The organism is Mycolicibacterium peregrinum (genome assembly GCF_001665625.1).
Classification (GTDB): Bacteria; Actinomycetota; Actinomycetes; order Mycobacteriales; family Mycobacteriaceae; genus Mycobacterium; species Mycobacterium peregrinum_B.
In genome coordinates, this window is the sequence record NZ_LZSY01000122.1 from 12,578 (window position 1) to 31,641 (window position 19,064).

The 19,064-nt window shown below is 64.9% G+C and carries 21 protein-coding genes; 19 read left to right on the plus strand and 2 right to left on the minus strand.

Going from position 1 to position 19,064, the window contains the following annotated elements:
* Nucleotides 1-301: 301 nt before the first annotated feature.
* Genes rpsJ through rpsQ form a run of 11 tightly spaced genes read left to right on the plus strand, consistent with a single transcriptional unit; the run spans nucleotide 302 to nucleotide 5,659 of the window.
* Nucleotides 302-607, plus strand: coding sequence for a 30S ribosomal protein S10 (rpsJ, locus tag A5779_RS20605; RefSeq protein ID WP_003883485.1), 306 nt, complete (start codon nucleotides 302-304; stop codon nucleotides 605-607).
* A 14-nt stretch (nucleotides 608-621) separates the two neighbouring features.
* A complete protein-coding gene (rplC, locus tag A5779_RS20610) occupies nucleotides 622-1,272 on the plus strand; it encodes a 50S ribosomal protein L3 (RefSeq protein WP_064885131.1) in 651 nt (216 codons plus the stop codon).
* Nucleotides 1,272-1,937: a 50S ribosomal protein L4 gene (rplD, locus tag A5779_RS20615; RefSeq protein WP_064885133.1), complete on the plus strand. Its 666-nt coding sequence runs from the start codon at nucleotides 1,272-1,274 to the stop codon at nucleotides 1,935-1,937. The genes rplC and rplD overlap by 1 nt, the downstream gene beginning before the upstream one ends.
* The gene (gene rplW, locus A5779_RS20620) at nucleotides 1,937-2,239 is read left to right on the plus strand and encodes a 50S ribosomal protein L23 (RefSeq protein WP_064885135.1); all 303 of its coding nucleotides are present in this window, start codon (nucleotides 1,937-1,939) and stop codon (nucleotides 2,237-2,239) included. Before rplD ends, rplW begins: the two co-directional genes overlap by 1 nt.
* Before the next feature lie 28 nt (nucleotides 2,240-2,267).
* Nucleotides 2,268-3,104 (plus strand): 50S ribosomal protein L2, encoded by an 837-nt coding sequence (gene rplB / locus A5779_RS20625; protein WP_044516133.1) that lies wholly within the window; start codon nucleotides 2,268-2,270, stop codon nucleotides 3,102-3,104.
* 21 nt (nucleotides 3,105-3,125) lie between these two features.
* Nucleotides 3,126-3,407, plus strand: a complete 282-nt coding sequence (gene rpsS / locus A5779_RS20630) for a 30S ribosomal protein S19 (protein WP_003883480.1) — start codon at nucleotides 3,126-3,128, stop codon at nucleotides 3,405-3,407.
* On the plus strand, nucleotides 3,404-3,877 hold the full coding sequence (gene rplV, locus A5779_RS20635; RefSeq protein ID WP_064885137.1) for a 50S ribosomal protein L22: 474 nt from the start codon (nucleotides 3,404-3,406) through the stop codon (nucleotides 3,875-3,877). Before rpsS ends, rplV begins: the two co-directional genes overlap by 4 nt.
* Nucleotides 3,877-4,710, plus strand: coding sequence for a 30S ribosomal protein S3 (gene rpsC, locus A5779_RS20640; protein WP_055109980.1), 834 nt, complete (start codon nucleotides 3,877-3,879; stop codon nucleotides 4,708-4,710). Before rplV ends, rpsC begins: the two co-directional genes overlap by 1 nt.
* 3 nt (nucleotides 4,711-4,713) lie before the next feature.
* A complete protein-coding gene (gene rplP, locus A5779_RS20645; RefSeq protein ID WP_019348878.1) occupies nucleotides 4,714-5,130 on the plus strand; it encodes a 50S ribosomal protein L16 in 417 nt (138 codons plus the stop codon).
* A complete protein-coding gene (gene rpmC / locus A5779_RS20650) occupies nucleotides 5,130-5,363 on the plus strand; it encodes a 50S ribosomal protein L29 (protein WP_055109978.1) in 234 nt (77 codons plus the stop codon). Before rplP ends, rpmC begins: the two co-directional genes overlap by 1 nt.
* Nucleotides 5,363-5,659, plus strand: coding sequence for a 30S ribosomal protein S17 (gene rpsQ / locus A5779_RS20655; protein WP_055109976.1), 297 nt, complete (start codon nucleotides 5,363-5,365; stop codon nucleotides 5,657-5,659). The genes rpmC and rpsQ overlap by 1 nt, the downstream gene beginning before the upstream one ends.
* A 78-nt stretch (nucleotides 5,660-5,737) precedes the next feature.
* Here the strand turns inward: rpsQ and A5779_RS20660 are convergent, their stop codons facing one another.
* Nucleotides 5,738-6,382 (minus strand): fasciclin domain-containing protein, encoded by a 645-nt coding sequence (locus A5779_RS20660; protein ID WP_064885139.1) that lies wholly within the window; start codon nucleotides 6,380-6,382, stop codon nucleotides 5,738-5,740.
* A gap of 132 nt (nucleotides 6,383-6,514) precedes the next feature.
* On the opposite strand from A5779_RS20660, the gene A5779_RS20665 reads away from it, so the two are divergent.
* From A5779_RS20665 to A5779_RS20695, 7 genes are all read left to right on the plus strand, one after another.
* Nucleotides 6,515-8,230: a cytochrome c biogenesis protein DipZ gene (locus tag A5779_RS20665; RefSeq protein WP_064885141.1), complete on the plus strand. Its 1,716-nt coding sequence runs from the start codon at nucleotides 6,515-6,517 to the stop codon at nucleotides 8,228-8,230.
* A gap of 42 nt (nucleotides 8,231-8,272) precedes the next feature.
* The gene (sigK, locus tag A5779_RS20670) at nucleotides 8,273-8,836 is read left to right on the plus strand and encodes an ECF RNA polymerase sigma factor SigK (protein ID WP_064885180.1); all 564 of its coding nucleotides are present in this window, start codon (nucleotides 8,273-8,275) and stop codon (nucleotides 8,834-8,836) included.
* Nucleotides 8,833-9,519, plus strand: coding sequence for an anti-sigma factor (locus tag A5779_RS20675; protein WP_064885143.1), 687 nt, complete (start codon nucleotides 8,833-8,835; stop codon nucleotides 9,517-9,519). Before sigK ends, A5779_RS20675 begins: the two co-directional genes overlap by 4 nt.
* A gap of 311 nt (nucleotides 9,520-9,830) precedes the next feature.
* Nucleotides 9,831-11,759, plus strand: coding sequence for a cellulose biosynthesis cyclic di-GMP-binding regulatory protein BcsB (locus tag A5779_RS20680; RefSeq protein ID WP_236734830.1), 1,929 nt, complete (start codon nucleotides 9,831-9,833; stop codon nucleotides 11,757-11,759).
* The gene (locus A5779_RS20685; protein ID WP_064885145.1) at nucleotides 11,729-13,279 is read left to right on the plus strand and encodes a hypothetical protein; all 1,551 of its coding nucleotides are present in this window, start codon (nucleotides 11,729-11,731) and stop codon (nucleotides 13,277-13,279) included. The genes A5779_RS20680 and A5779_RS20685 overlap by 31 nt, the downstream gene beginning before the upstream one ends.
* Entirely contained in the window at nucleotides 13,276-14,766 is a 1,491-nt protein-coding gene (locus A5779_RS20690; protein WP_064885148.1) for a glycosyltransferase, read from the plus strand. Before A5779_RS20685 ends, A5779_RS20690 begins: the two co-directional genes overlap by 4 nt.
* Nucleotides 14,766-16,454, plus strand: a complete 1,689-nt coding sequence (locus tag A5779_RS20695; protein ID WP_064885150.1) for an ArnT family glycosyltransferase — start codon at nucleotides 14,766-14,768, stop codon at nucleotides 16,452-16,454. Before A5779_RS20690 ends, A5779_RS20695 begins: the two co-directional genes overlap by 1 nt.
* Before the next feature lie 12 nt (nucleotides 16,455-16,466).
* Here A5779_RS20695 and A5779_RS20700 read toward each other — a convergent pair whose 3' ends face one another.
* Complete coding sequence (locus A5779_RS20700) at nucleotides 16,467-17,660, minus strand: lipase family protein (RefSeq protein ID WP_064885152.1); 1,194 nt, start codon at nucleotides 17,658-17,660, stop codon at nucleotides 16,467-16,469.
* Between the two features lie 120 nt (nucleotides 17,661-17,780).
* Between A5779_RS20700 and A5779_RS20705 the strand changes: the two genes are divergently transcribed.
* On the plus strand, nucleotides 17,781-18,935 hold the full coding sequence (locus A5779_RS20705) for a glycosyl hydrolase family 28-related protein (protein WP_165609808.1): 1,155 nt from the start codon (nucleotides 17,781-17,783) through the stop codon (nucleotides 18,933-18,935).
* Nucleotides 18,936-19,064 lie beyond the last annotated feature (129 nt).

The window sequence follows — 19,064 nt, forward strand, 5'->3', positions numbered from 1 at the left end:
CCGGATCTAAGGCATACTGTTCGGGTTGCCTTGAGCCGGGTATTCCTGGCCGGGCATCCGACCCGCGCCCCCACGGGCGCATCCGGTCCCAACATTAGATCGCGACTGATTTTCAGGGCGAGAAAATGTGCGCGAAGGCGACACGCCCGACCGCGGGGGCCGGTGGACCACAGACAGGTAAACAGCGGCGGCAAATACTCGGCGCACCCGCGCCGGGGACCAGGCCCGACGGGTTTCGGTGGGTTTTCCCATCGAGGCTTCGATACGGCCGGCCGATGTACGAAGTAGAGGTAGGAGAAGCGTGGCGGGACAGAAGATCCGCATCAGGCTCAAGGCCTACGACCATGAGGCCATTGATGCCTCGGCGCGCAAGATCGTCGAGACGGTCACCCGTACCGGTGCCAGTGTGGTGGGCCCCGTGCCGCTGCCGACCGAGAAGAACGTGTACTGCGTGATTCGGTCGCCGCACAAGTACAAGGACTCGCGGGAGCATTTCGAAATGCGTACCCACAAGCGACTGATCGACATCCTCGACCCGACGCCGAAGACGGTTGACGCGCTCATGCGTATCGATCTGCCGGCCAGTGTCGACGTCAACATCCAGTAGGAGACCCGAGAAAAATGGCTAGAAAAGGCATTTTGGGCACCAAGCTGGGCATGACGCAGGTGTTCGATGAGAACAACAAAGTCGTCCCGGTGACGGTCGTCAAGGCCGGCCCCAACGTGGTGACCCTTATCCGTACCCCCGAGCGCGACGGCTACAGCGCCGTGCAGCTTGCTTATGGCGAGATCAGCCCGCGCAAGGTCAACAAGCCCGTCAGCGGTCAGTTCGCCGCCGCGGGTGTCAACCCGCGCCGCCACCTGGCTGAGCTCCGGGTCGACGAGGCTGCTGCCGCCGAGTATGAGGTGGGCCAGGAGCTGACCGCCGAGATCTTCGCCGACGGTGCTTACGTCGACGTGACCGGCACCAGCAAGGGCAAGGGCTTCGCCGGCACCATGAAGCGTCACGGCTTCGCCGGCCAGGGCGCCTCGCACGGCGCCCAGGCAGTGCACCGCCGCCCCGGCTCCATCGGTGGCTGCGCCACCCCGGGCCGCGTGTTCAAGGGCACCCGGATGTCGGGCCGCATGGGCCACGACCGGGTGACCACGCAGAACCTCAAGGTTCACAAGGTCGATGCCGAGAACGGCGTGCTGTTGATCAAGGGCGCCATCCCCGGACGCAACGGTGGTCTGGTGGTTGTCCGCAGCGCAATCAAGCGAGGCGAGAAGTAATGACTCTCAAAATTGATGTGAAGACGCCGGCAGGCAAGAAGGACGGCTCCGTGGAGCTGCCCGCCGCGCTGTTCGACGTCGAGCCGAACATCGCTCTGATGCACCAGGTCGTCAACGCACAGTTGGCCGCCAAGCGCCAGGGCACGCATGCCACCAAGACGCGGGCCATGGTGTCCGGTGGTGGCAAGAAGCCGTACCGCCAGAAGGGCACCGGCCGCGCCCGCCAGGGTTCGACCCGCGCACCGCAGTTCACCGGTGGTGGCGTCGTCCACGGCCCGCAGCCGCGCGACTACAGCCAGCGGACCCCGAAGAAGATGATCGCCGCCGCTCTGCGCGGTGCGCTCTCGGACCGGGCCCGCAACGAGCGCATCCACGCGATCACCGAGCTCGTCGAGGGTCAGACCCCGTCGACCAAGAGCGCCAAGGCGTTCCTGGGCTCGCTGGTTGCCGAGAACACGGCCAAAAACAAGAAGGTGCTCGTCATCATCGGTCGCACCGATGAGGTCGGCGCCCGCAGCGTTCGCAACCTGCCTGGTGTGCACGTGATCTCGCCGGATCAGCTGAACACCTACGACGTGCTCAACGCCGACGACCTGGTGTTCTCGGTCGAGGCGCTGAACGCCTACATCGAGGCCAACACGAAGAAAGAGGAGGTGTCGGCCTGATGGCTACCGTGACCGACCCCCGCGACATCATCTTGGCCCCGGTCATCTCGGAGAAGTCGTACGGGCTGATCGAGGACAACGTGTACACGTTCGTCGTGCACCCGGACTCCAACAAGACGCAGATCAAGATCGCCATCGAGAAGATCTTCGACGTCAAGGTGAGCTCGGTGAACACCGCCAACCGGCAGGGCAAGCGCAAGCGCACCCGCTCGGGCTTCGGTAAGCGCAAGGACACCAAGCGCGCCATCGTGACCCTGGCCGCCGGCAGCAAGCCGATCGAGCTTTTCGGAGCCCCGGCGTAACGCCGGGAACTAAGAGGATTTAACTGATATGGGAATTCGCAAGTACAAGCCGACGACCCCGGGTCGTCGCGGTTCGAGCGTCTCCGATTTCGCCGAGATCACTCGCTCGACTCCGGAGAAGTCGCTCATCCGTCCGCTGCACGGCACCGGTGGGCGTAACGCGCACGGCCGCATCACCACCCGGCACAAGGGTGGCGGCCACAAGCGTGCTTACCGCCTCATCGACTTCCGTCGCCATGACAAGGACGGCGTCAACGCCAAGGTCGCTCACATCGAGTACGACCCCAACCGCACCGCGAACATCGCGCTGCTGCACTACCTGGACGGCGAGAAGCGCTACATCATCGCGCCGCAGGGTCTGAAGCAGGGCGACGTCATCGAGCAGGGGCCGAACGCCGACATCAAGCCCGGCAACAACCTGCCGCTGCGCAACATCCCTGCCGGCACCGTGATCCACGCTGTGGAGCTGCGGCCCGGTGGCGGTGCCAAGCTCGCCCGCTCGGCCGGCGTGAGCATCCAGCTGCTGGGTAAGGAAGGTACCTACGCCTCGCTGCGTATGCCGTCCGGTGAGATCCGTCGTGTCGACGTGCGCTGCCGCGCAACCGTCGGCGAGGTGGGCAACGCCGAGCAGGCCAACATCAACTGGGGCAAGGCCGGCCGTATGCGGTGGAAGGGCAAGCGCCCGACCGTCCGTGGTGTCGTCATGAACCCGGTTGACCACCCGCATGGTGGTGGTGAAGGCAAGACCTCCGGTGGCCGCCACCCGGTCAGCCCGTGGGGCAAGCCCGAGGGCCGCACCCGCAAGCCCAACAAGCCGAGCGACAAGCTCATCGTCCGTCGCCGGCGCACCGGCAAGAAGCGCTAGGCCGCGGAAGGAGTAGCAGCGATGCCTCGTAGTCTCAAAAAGGGTCCGTTCGTCGACGACCATCTGCTCAAGAAGGTCGACGTTCAGAACGAGAAAAACACCAAGCAGGTCATCAAGACCTGGTCGCGTCGGTCGACCATCCTCCCCGACTTCATCGGGCACACCTTTGCGGTGCATGACGGCCGCAAGCATGTCCCGGTGTTCGTCACCGAGGCGATGGTCGGGCACAAGCTCGGCGAATTCGCCCCGACGCGCACCTTCAAGGGTCACATCAAGGACGACCGGAAGAGCAAGCGGCGATGAGTACCACAGTCAGCAATGTCATCGAATACCCGTCGGCAACCGCCAGGGCGCGCTTCGTGCGCGTCTCGGCGAGCAAGGCCCGCCGTGTCATCGATCTGGTCCGCGGCAAGAGCGTCGAGGAAGCCCTCGACATCTTGCGGTGGGCGCCGCAGGGTGCCAGCGAGCCGGTCGCCAAGGTGATCGCCAGCGCTGCGGCCAACGCGCAGAACAACGACGGCCTGGACCCGACGACGCTGGTGGTTGCGACCATCACCGCCGACGAGGGTCCGACCGCCAAGCGCATCCGTCCGCGTGCCCAGGGGCGCGCGTTCCGGATCCGCAAGCGGACCAGCCACATCACGGTGATCGTTGAGAGCCGTCCGCCCAAGCAAAAGGGTGCGGCCGCCGCATCCGCGCGCAGCCGTCGTGCGCAGGGCAGCAAGGCTGCTGCTGCGAAGGGCACGGCCGAGACGAAGGGAGGCTCGGAGTAGTGGGCCAGAAGATCAATCCCCACGGTTTCCGGCTCGGTATCACCACCGAGTGGAAGTCCCGCTGGTACGCCGACAAGCAGTACAAGGACTACGTGAAGGAAGACGTCGCCATCCGGCGTCTGCTGGCCACTGGTCTTGAGCGTGCAGGCATCGCCGACGTGGAGATCGAGCGCACCCGCGACCGGGTTCGCGTTGACATCCACACCGCGCGTCCCGGCATCGTCATCGGTCGCCGCGGCACCGAGGCCGACCGCATCCGTGCCGACCTGGAGAAGCTGACCGGCAAGCAGGTTCAGCTCAACATCCTCGAGGTGAAGAACCCTGAGTCGACGGCACAGCTCGTTGCCCAGGGTGTTGCCGAGCAGCTGAGCAACCGTGTGGCGTTCCGCCGCGCGATGCGCAAGGCGATCCAGTCGGCGATGCGTCAGCCCAACGTAAAGGGCATCCGGGTGCAGTGCTCGGGCCGCCTCGGTGGTGCTGAGATGAGCCGCTCGGAGTTCTACCGCGAGGGTCGGGTTCCGCTGCACACGCTGCGCGCGGACATCGACTACGGCCTGTACGAGGCCAAGACCACCTTCGGCCGGATCGGCGTGAAGGTGTGGATCTACAAGGGCGACATCGTCGGTGGTAAGCGTGAGCTGACCGCCGCCGCACCGGCCAGCGACCGGCCGCGTCGTGAGCGTCCGTCGGGCACCCGGCCGCGTCGTAGCGGTTCCTCGGGCACCACGGCGACGAGCACCGAAGCCGGCCGCGCCGCCACCGGAGATGCGCCCGCCGCTACTGAGGTTGTCGCTGCTGAGGCAGCGCCGGCCGCTGAGAGCACGGAGAGCTAAACCATGCTGATTCCCCGTAAGGTCAAGCACCGCAAGCAGCACCACCCGCGCCAGCGTGGCATCGCCAGCGGTGGCACGTCGGTGAGCTTCGGTGACTACGGCATCCAGGCCCTCGGCCACGCCTACATCACCAACCGGCAGATCGAGTCCGCTCGTATCGCCATCAACCGGCACATCAAGCGTGGCGGCAAGGTGTGGATCAACATCTTCCCGGACCGTCCGCTGACCAAGAAGCCCGCCGAGACCCGCATGGGTTCCGGTAAGGGTTCGCCGGAGTGGTGGGTCGCCAACGTCAAGCCGGGCCGCATTTTGTTCGAGATCAGCTACCCGGACGAGAAGATCGCCAAGGAAGCACTGACTCGCGCAATCCACAAGCTGCCGATCAAGGCACGCATCGTGAGTCGAGAGGAGCAGTTCTGATGGCAGTGGGAACTACGCCTGGTGAGCTGCGTGAACTGTCCGACACCGAGTTGACGGCGAAGCTGCGCGAGTCCAAGGAAGAGCTGTTCAACCTGCGCTTCCAGATGGCGACCGGTCAGCTGGCCAACAACCGTCGGCTGCGCGTCGTGCGCCAGGAGATTGCACGGGTTTACACCGTGCTGCGTGAACGTGAGTTGGGTCTGGCTTCCGGACCCGTTGGTGAGGATTCGTAATGGCAGAGACCAAGGGCCCCAAGCACACCCCGGCCACCGAGAAGCCGCGCGGCCGTCGTAAGACCGCCATCGGCTACGTGGTGAGCGACAAGATGCAGAAGACCATCGTGGTCGAGCTGGAAGATCGTAAGAGCCACCCGCTCTACGGCAAGATCATCCGGACCACCAAGAAGGTCAAGGCGCACGACGAGAACGGCGACGCCGGTATCGGCGACCGCGTCTCGTTGATGGAGACTCGGCCGACGTCGGCCACCAAGCGGTGGCGGCTGGTCGAGGTTCTCGAGAAGGCGAAGTAGCGAAAGCTCAACTCGCCGCGCGAGCAGACGCCAAAAGTGCCCCAAGCCTTCGGGTTTGGGGCACTTTCGTGTGTGGGGTCAGCCGGCGGGCGGCATCAGCACCGTGTCGATGAGGTAGACGGTGGCGTTGGCGGTGTGGACTCCGCCGCACACCACGGATGCGTCGTTGACTTTCAGTGCGTCACCCGAGCCGGTCACCGTCACGGGTGCGCCCTGCACGCTTGGCCGGCTGCCGACGACCTTGGCCGGGCTGGCCTGCCCCGGTACGACGTGATAGGTCAGGATGTTGGTCAGCATCGCGGAGTCCGTCTTCAACACCTCGATGGTGGCCGGGTCGATCTTGGCGAATGCGTCATCAGTGGGCGCGAAGACGGTGAACTCACCTCCGTTGAGGGTGTCCACCAGGTTCACGTTCGGATTCAGCTTTCCCGACAGCGCCGCGGTGAGCGTCGTCAGCAGCGGGTTGTTCGACGCGGCGACGGTGACCGGATCCTGTGCCATCCCCATCACCGACCCGGGGCCCGACGGCACCTTTTCCGCGTAGGACGCGCAGCCCGGGCCCACCAGGTCTGATGCCGGGTCGGCGGCCATGGCGGGCGCACTGGTGGCCTCCGGTGTCGCGGGTGCGGACCGCGCGGTGTCGCTTGAGCAGGCGGGCAGCGCGAACATGACGGCGGCTGACATCCCCGCCACCGCGGCCAACTTGTATTGAGAAATCAACATTTTCCGACTCCTGTGGCTGATTGACGGTGACCCCCGTCACTTTCTCGGTCACTGGGTATTCGGAGCGGGCCCGCATTCGGATGGGTGTCGATTTCGACCAATCCGGCACAGCGTCGGTGCCGAATACCCGGCATGTACACCTTGGTGCTCATCGGATTCCTCGGCGGACTCATCACCGGCATCTCGCCGTGCATCCTGCCGGTATTGCCCGTGATCTTCTTCTCCGGAGCGCAGAGCGCCCGTGTCACCGAGTCGGACGGCACGACAGTCGTTGCGACGAAGCCGACACTGGCCGAGACGCTGCGCCCCTATCGGGTGATCGCCGGCCTGGTGCTGAGTTTCAGCGTGGTGACCCTGGCGGGCTCGGCGCTACTGCAGCTGTTGCACCTACCTCAGGACGCACTCCGCTGGGCGGGCCTTGTCGCACTGACACTGATCGGGCTTGGCCTGATCTTCCCGCGCTTCGAGCAGCTGCTGGAGAAACCGTTCAGCTGGATCCCGCAGAAGCAGTTCGGCTCGGGCAGTAGCGGTTTCGGACTGGGTCTCGCGCTCGGCGTGCTCTATGTGCCGTGCGCGGGACCCGTGCTCGCAGCGATCGTCGTTGCCGGCGCCACCGGCTCGATCGGTGCCGATACCGTTGCATTGACCCTGTCGTTCGCCGTCGGTGCCGCGCTTCCCCTACTCGCCTTCGCGCTCGCCGGGCGTCGGGTTGCCGAGCGGGTCAATGCCTTCCGCCGTCAGCAGCGCAAGATCCGGCTGATCGGAGGAGTGGTGATGCTGGTTTTCGCGGTGGCGTTGGCCACCGACGTGCCTGCGAAGCTGCAGCGGGCGATCCCGGATTACACCAGCGGGTTACAGGACCGGGTCGCCACCGCAGGTGAGGTCCAAGACCGGCTGAGCCCGACCGCAGGAGGGGAACTGTCGAATTGCCCAGAAGGCGCGGAAGAACTCCAGAACTGCGGTGCTGCACCGGAGATCACCGGCATCACCGGTTGGCTCAACACCCCTGACGGCGCACCTGTCGACCTCAAGTCCTTGCGCGGCAAGGTGGTACTCATCGACTTCTGGGCGTACTCGTGCATCAACTGCCAGCGAGCGATTCCCCACGTCGTCGACTGGTACGACAGATACAAGGACTCCGGTCTGACGGTGGTCGGCGTCCACACCCCGGAATACGCCTTCGAGCGGGTACCCGGCAATGTGGCCAAGGGTGCGGCGGACTTGGGTATCACCTACCCGGTCGCCCTGGACAACTCGTACTCCACCTGGACGAACTACCACAATCGCTACTGGCCGGCCGAGTACCTCATCGATGCGAATGGCGTTGTGCGGCACGTGAAGTTCGGTGAGGGTGGCTACGACACGACCGAGCGGCTGATTCGCGAGTTGCTCATGGACGCGAAGAACGCCGCGTTGCCCGCGCCGGTGAACTCGCCCGACACGACGCCGACGTCGGCACTCACCCCTGAGACGTACCTCGGAGTCGGCAAGGAGATCAACTACGCCGGTGGTGGCACGTACGACGAGGGCGACGCGGTGTTCGGCTACCCGACGAGTCTGCCTGCCGACTCGTTCGCGCTGGATGGGCCGTGGCACCTGGACTACCAGGGCGCGACCGCCCAAAGCTCAGATTCGGCCATCAAGCTCAATTACCAGGCCAAGCAGGTCTATCTCGTCGTGGGTGGGACCGGCGCCGTGACCGTGCTTCGCGGCGGCGAGACTACGACGGTGCCGGTGAGCGGCCCGCCCACCCTGCACCAGATCGTCGACGATCGTGAAGCGCATCGTGGCGAGATCGAGTTGCGGTTGAGTCAAGGGCTGCAGGCTTTCTCGTTCACCTACGGGTGACCGGCGATGACCACCGTCTATTCGGCGCTAGGCTACCGGTCGATGGCACGTACGCCGGAGGTGAGTAACGTCCTCGACGCGCAGCTGCGTCGGGTGGCCCGAGGCGACGCCGAGGCGTTCGCCGGGCTGTACGACGCCACGAGCGCCCGGGTATACGGATTGGTGATCCGCATCCTGCGGGATCCTGGATACAGCGAGGAAACCACGCAGGATGTCTACGCCCAGGTGTGGCGCTCTGCCGCCGACTATGACCCGGAGCAAGGGTCTGCGCTGGCGTGGCTCATGACCTTGGCGCATCGCCGCGCGGTGGACCGGGTGCGGGCCGAGGTGGCCTCTAGCCGGCGCGAGGCGCGTTACGTCGCGGCGAGCGCAGAGCCCGACACCGACGTGGTCGCCGACTCGGCCATCCGGTCTGACGAGCAGCGGCAGGTGGCCGACTGTCTGGGATCACTGACGGACCTGCAGCGGCAGGCCATCGAGCTGGCGTACTACGACGGCCTGACCTATCCACAGGTGTCCGAACGGCTGTCGGTCAGCCTGGGCACCGTCAAAACCCGGATGCGCGACGGGCTCCGCAGGCTTCGTGATTGTCTGGGGGTGGCATGACCAGCGACTCCGAGCTGCCAGACCTGGCCACGGCCTACGCACTGGATGCGGTTACCGACGCCGAGCGCGCCGACATCGAGCGCCGGTTGGCCGAGTCTCCCGCTGAGATCGCCGAGGCGTTCCGCGCGGAGGTTCGTGCGGTGCACGAGACGATGGCAGAGGCCTCGACTGCGACCGCTGTGACCCCGCCGGTGTGGCTCCGACAGCAGGCACTTGCGGTCTCACGCGGTGCTCGACCCGACCGTTTCGGTTGGCGCAAAGGAATATTGGCTACCGCCGCTGCGGTGGTGGTCGCCGCGGGCGGCTTCGGAGCGGGGTTGGCGCTGCGCCCGGCGAATGCGCCGACCCCCGCCGAGCAGGTGCTTGCAGCGGGCGATGTCCGCACGGTGACCGGACAACTCCGTGTCGGTGGTACTGCGACGTTCATGTACTCACGCGATGAGCGGACGGGTGTGTTGGTGATGAACAATGTCGCGCCGCCGCCGCCCGGCATGGTCTATCAGATGTGGCTCATGACCGATCAGGGGCCGCAGTCGGCGGGCACGATGGGAAGCATGGCTCCCTCGATGACTGCCATGGTGCGCGACATCGGGAACTCGAGCGCGTTGGCATTCACCATGGAGCCCGGCGGCGGGTCGCCGAAGCCGACGGGGGAGATGGTGGCCAGGCTTTCGCTCGCGTGAGGTCGACGCGAGGTGAGCGATGCGGCAGAGCCATGCGTTTCGGTGCCGTCTGCCGAAGGTCTTGATTGGCCTATCAGAAATTGCCGCGTCCGCAAAAAGGTCGCAGCGGTTTCGCGATGCAGCCGCAGACAAATCCGCCCGGTGGGCGAATTCGCGATGATCGTTGGTTGCCGAGAGGTAAACGCAGCGGATTCCCGGGCCGTTTTTTGCCATGCGATCCGGTCAATATCCGGGCTACGTCGCGAACAGGTTGGGATAACGATTGCGGTAAAGGTGGGCGTCTTCGCGACGCCCAATCTAAACTGACGCGGGTGACTTCCCGCATATTGTCCCTGCTTGCGGCAACGGCGCTCATCGCAGGAACCGCGGTTGGTCCCGGGGTCGCTGCAGCCGCTCCGGAAGACGACCCGTCGCTGGTGAGTTCCCCGACATTGAACCTGCGAACACTCGGTGCGAATCCGGATATCGCGTTATACGGAATTCAGGGTTCGCAGACGCTGACAATTCCGGTGCCGCGCGGTCTGATTCCCGCCGAGCTGGTTGCCACGGTGCAACTTCCGGTCAATACCCGCGGCGGCACTCTCGAGGTCAGCCAGGACCAGCGGGTGTTGTCGCGTGTGCCGCTGCCGCCGGATCAATCACCGATCACGATTCCTCTGGGCGGCGCCCGGGTGGTGGAAAACGCTGTGACGGTGCAGCTGACCGCCTACCTCACCGTGCCCGACGGGTATTGCGTGTACGACCCGACCAATCCGTTACGGTTGATCAACAGTGATGTTCGGTTCACCGGTACCGAACAGCCCCCGACGGTGATCGCCGACTTCCTTCCGCCGGTGCTGGGCAAGCTCACGCTGTTCGTCCCACCGAATCCGTCGCAATCCGAATCAGACGCCGCAATCCGGATCGCGACGTCAGTCGTGGCCCGGTACGGTCTGCAACGTCCTGCCGTCGACATCGTCACCACCGACGGCGGCCCGGTCGCACCGCCGCAGCCGATGGAGCGGCAAGTCATCGTGCGCGAGGGGGACGCGCCCGGATTGAGTCTGCAGGGGCCCAATGCAGTACCGGCCCTGCTCATTTCAGGTCCTGCCGGAGAGGTCACCAACCAGGCCCGGTTGCTGTCGAGTGACATCTCGAGGCTCGCCGTGCAGTCGAAGGCCGTGGTGGGACCGCTGTCCAACACTCCGCAGCTGCCGTCGGACCACACCACCATCCGTCAGCTCGGTCAGCCTGGGGTCAACGCCACGTCGCTGGTCAATCCCCGGGTCACGGTTCCGCTGGATCAGACCCGGCTGGGCCGCGCGGTGCATGATGTCCGCGTTCATCTGCAGGGTTCCTACACCCCGTTGCCTGCGAGCATCGCAGGGCAGGTGGTGGTCAGCATCGGGGGACAGACCGTAGACCGCTGGCCAACGGAGGCCAACGGCCGCATCGACAAGTGGGTCGACATACCCGACCGGCACCTGCAGCGCTACACCAATCTGGACATCGCGATAGACGCGGCGGGCAACACCGGCCGGTGCGGCGAGTTCCAGCCGATCACCCTGACCATCGACGGCGAGACCCCGGTCGAGAGCAAACAGGCCAAACCTCCTGTCCCGGCAGGCTTCCAGTCGTTGCCACAGGCGTTGATGCCGCGGGTGGCGGTCGGGATGGACCTGGGTTTCGCCAACTTGCATCGGGCGGTGCAGATTCTGACTGGGCTGCAGCGGCTGAGCTCGCGTCCGTTCGATGCCGAGGTCCGCTCGCTGGCCGACGCCGTCGCCTCACCCAACCCCGCTGTGCTGATCAGCGCTGACGGCTGGAACGACGAGCGCATCTCGCTTCCCGTCGCGGTCGATGCCGACGGCGTGATCACGGTCGAAAACGTTGACGGGTCGGGTAACTCGTCGACGTTGACGCTGGATCCCACGGTCGGCTTCGGATCGCTGCAGACCGTCTACACCGGTGGACGCTCGGTGCTGGTCGCCACGTCCAGCAAGGCGCCCCAGGAACTGGACCGGCTCCTGGGCTGGCTGGACGGTGACACGGCACGGTGGTCGGGGCTGTCCGGCAACGCCGCACTCGCGATGCCGGGTCGAGCGCCGTTCGCTCTGACCACTCCGGCCGCCCAGCAGGAAAGTGCCACGGCCGCCGAGCACAAGTCACTGCGGCTGCGAGTCGGCGTCGCGGCGGTGGTGCTGGCGGCCCTGGCAGCCGGGTTGGTTGCATGGCGTGGGCGGTCCCGGGGTACATCGTGACGACGACGGTCCAGGGCACCGGTAATGCCTGGGACCGGCTGGTGCACTGGTGGTTCGGTCTACCTCAGGCGGTCCGTCTGGTGGCGCGCTGGGCACTCATCGGCGTGCTCACGTTGGTGGCGTTTCGGCAGAGTCTGCGGAACCTGGTCGAGACCACCCTGGCGGGAGGTCTCATCGGCTATGTCTGGATGGTCCCGATCGCCGCCGCCCTGGCGGCGTGGGGAACCGACGTCCGGCGCCGAACCGAACTGCCGATTCATGATCGGCAGACAGACGTCATCGTCGGCGTGATCGGGCTCGGTCTGGCGCTCATGGTGCAGGGCGTCCTACTGAAGCGCTACTCCGAGTTTTTCCACCTGATGCGGCTGGATCTCTTGGCGCTGTGGCTCTTCATGCTCAGCAGCAGCTTGGTTCTGTTCGGCGTGCGGCCGGTCACCCGGTTCGGGTGGGCCTGGGTGCTGTTGTCGCTGATATCCGCCTTGCCGTATCAAGTTGTCGTCATTGCGCTGGGCGGTGGCAACTTCGCGGCCGGAGTCGGGACCCTGCTGATCGCCGCCGCGGCCACCGCCATCGCGGTGGGGCGCACGCGCAAACGTGCGGTGGTCGGTGCGCTCGCTTCCTTCGCGTTCGGTTTCGTCATCCTGTTCGTGCTGGACAAATTGTGGCCGCATGCGCCGGTCATCGTGTATCAGATGGTGCCGTCGCTCGCGTCGATCGTTGCCGTGGGCCTGCTTGCGTTTCTCCATGCGCGCCGGGGCCGACCAAAGCTTCTGCTCGACCGCAAGGTGGAACCTCTTGCCGCCAGACAGATCTGGGCGGCAATTCCGCTTGTGGTGGCGGTGGCGGTTGCGCTCGCGTTCATGCCGTTGCCGCAGCAGCAGAGCGCCACGGTGATCAGTCGCAGCGCCCCTTATGACCTGACGCCGGGGATGCGGCTGGCGGCACCTCCTGGTTGGTCGGTCACCGGCGAGCAGCGGTACACCGGGGTAAAGCGGTATTACGGCGACGAAGCCGTACTCATCCGCCAGCGGATGACCGCAGATGTCGGGGATCCCCGGTTCGACAAGTTGTCGGCGCGGCGAAACCTGATGGTGGACAGCATTGTCAGCGAGTTGCCGTTCTCGTTCGACGCGTACCCCGGACAGGTGCTCTACGACACCACCGGGACCCGGCTCAGCAGACCGCAGCCGGTCGATCTCGGCCACGGGGTGACGGGGGAGTTGTTCTCCGCGATCGACGACCGCCTCCTGGTGAGCTGGGACGTACTGCGTTTCGCCTGGGGCGAGGAGGATGAGGATCAGATCGTCGACATCTTCGCGGTGGACAACCATCTCCCCGACGCACCGTTCCCCAATCCGCAGCGGGGATTGGTTTCCACGCTGCGCAACCTGTTCACCGTGCTGTTCCGTGGGAATTCCGTCTTGGTGCAACGCAAGCCGGCCTACAAAGACGCGGAGCTGCTCACCGAGTTCGGCCGTGCCCTGGTGGCCGCACAGTTCGTGAAAGGGGCCGGCCAATGACTTCCGACGGCACATTCGACCCCGAGACCGTCACGGCCGAGCAGCGCGATTACGCGCTCGACCGAGCGATCAACGGTTTGCGCGAAGACGATCCCATACATTCGGCGTCCAAACCGTTGACCGGCTGGCAGAAGCCGGTGCTGTGGGGCCTGCTGGCGATTGTGATCGCCTTCGGCATCTGGCGGCCCCTGCAGACCACCGTGACACTCATCGGGTTGTGCACGCTGGCATATCTTTTGACGCTCGGCGACCGGGTGCTGATCTTCAAGCGCGGGTTGGCATCGCGGCCGATCGTGATCCCCGACGACGTGGCGCGCGCAATTCCCGATGAAGACCTGCCGCCGTACACGATCCTGGTGCCGGCCTACAACGAGCCGGAAGTGGTAGCCGACCTCATCGCGGCGATGGATGCGCTGGAGTACCCAAGAGACCGCCTCCAGGTGCTGCTGCTGCTCGAAGCCGACGACCAGATCACGATCGACGCGGCGAAGGCCTGCGGCGAATCCGACGTCATCACAATCCTTTTGGTGCCCCCTGCCGAGCCCCGCACCAAACCCAAGGCGTGCAACTACGGTCTGCATTTCGCCACCGGCGACATCGTCACGATCTTCGATGCGGAGGATCTGCCCGAGCCGCTGCAGCTGCGTCGTGTGGTGGCGGCCTTCCGGGACCTGCCCGACGACGTGGCATGCGTTCAAGCCAAGTTGGTGTACCACAACGGCCATCAGAATCTGCTGACAGCCTGGTTCACCGCCGAGTACGCGCTGTGGTTCGGCTATCTGCTGCCGGGCATGATGGTGAGCACCTCGCCGATACCCTTGGGCGGCACCTCCAATCACCTTCGCCGTGACATCCTGCAAAGAATCGGCGCGTGGGATCCGTTCAACGTCACCGAAGATGCGGACCTCGGCCTGCGCATCGCCTCGCACGGCTATCACACCGCGGTGATCGACTCGTACACGCTGGAAGAGGCCAACAGTGATGCGATCAACTGGATCCGCCAGCGCTCTCGGTGGTACAAGGGCTATCTGCAGACCTGGCTGGTACACACCCGCGAGCCGGTGAAGCTGTACCGCACGTTGGGACTGCGCTCGTTCATCCGGTTCAACCTGGTGCTGGCCGGTACCCCGATCATCGCGGTGCTCAACCTGCTGTTCTGGTTCATCACCGTGTTGTGGTTCCTGGGGCAGCCGGCTGTCGTCGGCTCGGTGTTCCCTGCGCTGATCTACTTCCCGGCGTTGTTCGCCATGATCATCGGCAACTTCACCGTGATGTATATGAACATGATCGCCCTGCGCGAGGACGATCGATCTGATCTGCTACTCGCCGCCCTCAGCGTCCCGCTGTTCTGGCTGATGATGAGCATCGCGGCGGCCAAGGGTGCCTACCAGATGATCCGGCAGCCGTCGTTCTGGGAGAAGACCTTTCACGGGTTGGCCGAGCGTCCTGAGGACAAGGCCGCTCACGAGCAGATGGCCTCGACGTGATGTCAGCGGCGGCCGGACGGTCGGATTTCAGACTGAAGCTGACGATCTTCTTCGCGATGCTCTTCGTCTACCTTGCGGTCGGACATTGGCTGCAGGTCCAGCACGGGTTCATCATGGGCGACACGCTGTCACGTGTGGTGGCCACCCAGTCGGTGCTGTTCAGTCGTGATCCTCACCTGGCTGCCCTCGGGTTCATCTTTACCCCGGTGGCCGCCATGGTGCAGATACCGGCGGTCGCGCTGGGCGCGGTGTGGCCCGATATCGCCGGCAAGGCGTTCGCCGGCACGATCATGTCGGCGACCTTCATGGCCGGTGCCGCAGTCCAGATGCTCAGTATGGGCACTGATCGCGGTCTGCCCCGGGCATATTCGGTAACGCTGACCCTGTTGTTCGCTCTCAACCCGATGATCATCTTCTACGGATCCAACGGGATGAGCGAAGCTCCGTTCATCTTCTTCATGACCTGGGCCGTGCGGCGGCTCATCTTGTGGATGGTCGACGACGACGTGCATCACCTCGTCGCAGCGGGCGGTATCGCGATGGGGCTGGCCTACCTGACCCGCTACGACGCGGCGGCCTGTGTCGCGGCAGCCGGATTCCTGGTCGGCATCACGACATATCTTCGGGCCAAACCGCCGCCCCGGTTGCGGCGCGCGATTCTGGACATGTTGATCGTTGCGGGCCCCGGGTTTCTGGCGTTCCTGGGCTGGGCGGCGGCCGGCTGGCTGATCACGGGTGAGGCTTTCGCACAGTTCACCTCGCAGTACGGCAACACGGCGATTCTTGAGCAATCCGGGCAGACGGCCCCGAATCTCTTCGACGGCCTGATCTTCGCCGCGATGTGCATCATGCTGCTGGCACCGACCATGTTGCCGCTGGCGTTGTGGGCGGTGATGCAGCGGTGGGGACGCCCGAATTGGCAGATGTTGATCGTCCCCCTGGCGTTGTTCGGTGCGGTGTTGGCATTCCAGTCGTACAGCTACGCCTCGGGATCGACGTTCCCGTTCCTGCGTTTCTTCATCATCGCGATACCGCTGTGCGTGACCATGGCGATGCTCGGCGTTCCGGACGGGGTCTTCAGGACACCCACGCGGCGGGGTAGGTACGCACCGGTCCAGACCGCTGAACCGGTGCCCAGATCCAGGTCCGCCGCGCCCTACATCGCCGTCGCCGCGACGGTCGCCGTCGGCATTCCGGTGACGATGCTCGGGATGGCCGAACCGAAGTTCGCGCCGCAAGAATACGGACTCGGTGCTGTACTGAATCCGGACCCGTACAACGTGACCGACCGCAAGGCCATCGAGCACCAGATCGCCCGGACGTTCGGGACGGAACGCAAGATCGCCCAGTATCTGGAGAACCTCGATCTGCCGGACAGCTCGGTGATCACCGATACCGTGTACGGGTTCGGCATTCTGGCGGCGTCGAGCCGGCCGCGGGTTTTCGTGATCCCGTCAGATCCGGACTTCACCGAGTTGCTCAATGATCCGACCGCCAACGGCGTGAAGTATCTGCTGGCGGTGCCCGCCACGGGCCGAGGCACCTCCGATGCGCTCAATGTGCGCTACCCGACGCTGTACGACACTGGTGCCGAGGTTGCGACGCTCGAGTTGGAGATCCCCAATGACGGTGACGGCCAGCCGGATTGGCGTCTCTACCGGGTCAACGAGCAGGTTCCGAGGCGTTAGCCGCGCCGTGGATCAGCCCGGATGGGCAGCGAGGAACGCGGGGCAGTCGTTGGCTGCCGGAACCGATTTCATCCGATCATTGAGCCATCCCACGGCCGCCACGGGTTCGACCGCTTCGCGGGGCTTGTCGGGCCAGAAGGCTATCTGGATACCGTCGCCCATCTTGCAGGCTGCAGTGAGCGCGCGCTCGGTCGAGGCGGCGGGGATCACTGAGTCCTGACCGGCATAGATGACGTACATCGGTGCCGCGGTCGGGCCTTGCGGCAGGTTGGTCTTCTGGAGGTAGCCGCGCAACGTCTTCACTGCCTCAGGACCGGCGGGGCGCAGATCATCAGCGCTCAGCTTGTCGGCCAGCGACCTTCGTTGCGGAATGTCATTGCAGCTGAGCAGGGCATCCCAATTCTCTTGCGCGGCGCCCCGGCGGTAGTCGTCGAGCTCGAAGTCGTAGTAGTACTGATCCTTCAACGCTGCCAGGTACGCGATGTAGGCCAGCTTCTGGTCGGTGTTGAGTGTGCCGGCCGTGGCGCCATCTACGAGCACGTCGATGTTCGCCATCGGCGCCAAGGAAGCGGTGGCGACGAGATTGAGGTCGTAACCGTAGTTGTCGATGAGTTCATTTGCCGCCCAAGAGGCCTGGCCGCCCTCCCTGGCGCCCAGCGCAGCCCATGAGGTGGATGTGTTGGGCACTATTGTTCTTGCGGCCCGCACCGCATCGATCATGTTGTAACCGGCCGTGGTCGAGTCCAGATACGGGTGGAAGTCATATTCGTCAGGCTGGGACGGCTTTCCCAGGCCTTGGTAGTCGGGGACGGCGACCACGTAGCCGGCCTTCAGCAGCGCCTCCACTGTCGATGCCTCGCCCCGCAGATCCGGCGACAGCGATGGGGCGCAATCCGCGGAAGTGCCGGCGGTCCGGTGTGCCAGCGCCACAATCGGAAAGCCATCCTTGGGCACATCGCCCTTCGGTACGAATACCGTCCCGGTCACGTGCGAGACCGCGTCGTTCACACCGTTACGCGACGCGTATGTGATCACCTTCGCCTCTGAGCTTGCTTCCTGCAATGCCGGAACGACGTTGTCCAGTGGCGCCTGGGACAGGACATGACCGGCGTCGTCGGGGCGCTCGGTCGCAGCCTGATTCGACGAGCCACTGCAGGCGGTGAGGACGGCGAGAGCAACTGACAGCAATACCGCGACTCGAACCATCTGACGTCCCCTGATTGGTGATCCGCATTTGGTGGGCACACTCCATCTTTTCACCGATGCTCGGCGGATCTGGCCGGATAGCCGATGGAAATAGCCGACATCGGCAATAGATTGGGAACCATGTCTGTGATCGATGTGACGTCGTACGGGGCCACCGGGGATGGACAGACCGACGACCATGCGGCGGTCATGACGGCCATTCGGCAGGCCGTCGATGCCGGTGGCGGCACGGTGTTCTTCCCGGCCGGGGTGTATGCGCTGTCGGATTCCATCGGCAATGGTGTCGACGGCTTTTCTCAGGTCTGCCTGCTCGGCGACGGTGAACGTGCCGCTCGCTTGCGCGTGATAGCCGATGTGCCACCGATCAGCGGGCACTGGATCGAGAGCCGGATCGAGAACCTGAAGATCGACGCGAACGATCAGGGTGCACCGGGATTCGACGTCGATCTCGACAAGAGCTATATCAGGCACTGCTGGGTCACGGGATGGACCGACTACGGGATGCGGCTCAACGCCACCACCGAAGGCTTGCTGAACTGGATCGACGACAACTTCATAGAACAGAGCACGGGTTACGGCATCCACACCACCTACCGGTTCTACGACTCGTGGATCGTGAACAACAACATCGGGTCGACGGGGCCCAACCTGTCGGTCGAGGCCGGTCCCGTGCGCATTCTCGCCAATCACCTCGACGGAGCGCCGCAGAACAACATCGAGCTGCGCGGCAACAAGCAGCTGACCATCATCGGCAACATCTGTGAGGGTGCCCGCAAGGAGGCCATCGTCTTCACGATGCCGTCATGGCTGGAGTCGGATGACGAACAGATCGCCATCGTCGGCAACAACATCACCAACGGTGGCAAAGGCGCACCCGGCGAGTATCCCGCCATCGGGATCTATTCGGTCGACGCCGAGCATCGGACCAAGGGGTTCAACGTCACCGGCAACTACATTGCGAACACCGACGAGGGCGCGGGCTGGAGCTACGCGGTGGATGCGCAGTATGTCGACGATATTGCGATATGCGGAAACCAGTGGGACAACAACGGATACAGCGTTGCTGCGATTCGGGCCGAGGGGAGAAACGTCGGGATTGCGGGCAACACGTCGGGTAATCGGGAACCACCGTCGGGACGCGCGGTCATCAGGCTGTCCGGCGACAGCACACTCGAGAGCGGGCCGCCGGTCGAGTACGTCTACCTGTTGGCTTCAGGCTCGGCCGCGGCCACGCTGCCCACTGCCGTTGACAACACCCGCCGTTATACGGTCTAGAACATCTCAGGTGTGGGCGCGACACTCCGAGCTTCGGAGGGGCAGCGTATCGACTCCGAAGCCCAGCTGACGCTCGCCGACGGTATGGCCGTCACGGTGATCTCGGACGGGATCAATTGGTGGACCATA

Bases quoted from the DNA above. Each gene is read 5' to 3' on its own strand.
- rplC (WP_064885131.1), top strand. From the start codon at position 622: ATGGCTAGAAAAGGCATTTTGGGCACCAAGCTGGGCATGACGCAGGTG.
- rplD (WP_064885133.1), top strand. From the start codon at position 1,272: ATGACTCTCAAAATTGATGTGAAGACGCCGGCAGGCAAGAAGGACGGC.
- rplW (WP_064885135.1), top strand. From the start codon at position 1,937: ATGGCTACCGTGACCGACCCCCGCGACATCATCTTGGCCCCGGTCATC.
- rplB (WP_044516133.1), top strand. From the start codon at position 2,268: ATGGGAATTCGCAAGTACAAGCCGACGACCCCGGGTCGTCGCGGTTCG.
- rpsS (WP_003883480.1), top strand. From the start codon at position 3,126: ATGCCTCGTAGTCTCAAAAAGGGTCCGTTCGTCGACGACCATCTGCTC.
- rplV (WP_064885137.1), top strand. From the start codon at position 3,404: ATGAGTACCACAGTCAGCAATGTCATCGAATACCCGTCGGCAACCGCC.
- rplP (WP_019348878.1), top strand. From the start codon at position 4,714: ATGCTGATTCCCCGTAAGGTCAAGCACCGCAAGCAGCACCACCCGCGC.
- rpmC (WP_055109978.1), top strand. From the start codon at position 5,130: ATGGCAGTGGGAACTACGCCTGGTGAGCTGCGTGAACTGTCCGACACC.
- rpsQ (WP_055109976.1), top strand. From the start codon at position 5,363: ATGGCAGAGACCAAGGGCCCCAAGCACACCCCGGCCACCGAGAAGCCG.
- A5779_RS20660 (WP_064885139.1), bottom strand. From the start codon at position 6,382: ATGTTGATTTCTCAATACAAGTTGGCCGCGGTGGCGGGGATGTCAGCC.
- A5779_RS20665 (WP_064885141.1), top strand. From the start codon at position 6,515: ATGTACACCTTGGTGCTCATCGGATTCCTCGGCGGACTCATCACCGGC.
- sigK (WP_064885180.1), top strand. From the start codon at position 8,273: ATGGCACGTACGCCGGAGGTGAGTAACGTCCTCGACGCGCAGCTGCGT.
- A5779_RS20675 (WP_064885143.1), top strand. From the start codon at position 8,833: ATGACCAGCGACTCCGAGCTGCCAGACCTGGCCACGGCCTACGCACTG.
- A5779_RS20685 (WP_064885145.1), top strand. From the start codon at position 11,729: ATGGCGTGGGCGGTCCCGGGGTACATCGTGACGACGACGGTCCAGGGC.
- A5779_RS20690 (WP_064885148.1), top strand. From the start codon at position 13,276: ATGACTTCCGACGGCACATTCGACCCCGAGACCGTCACGGCCGAGCAG.
- A5779_RS20695 (WP_064885150.1), top strand. From the start codon at position 14,766: ATGTCAGCGGCGGCCGGACGGTCGGATTTCAGACTGAAGCTGACGATC.
- A5779_RS20700 (WP_064885152.1), bottom strand. From the start codon at position 17,660: ATGGTTCGAGTCGCGGTATTGCTGTCAGTTGCTCTCGCCGTCCTCACC.
- A5779_RS20705 (WP_165609808.1), top strand. From the start codon at position 17,781: ATGTCTGTGATCGATGTGACGTCGTACGGGGCCACCGGGGATGGACAG.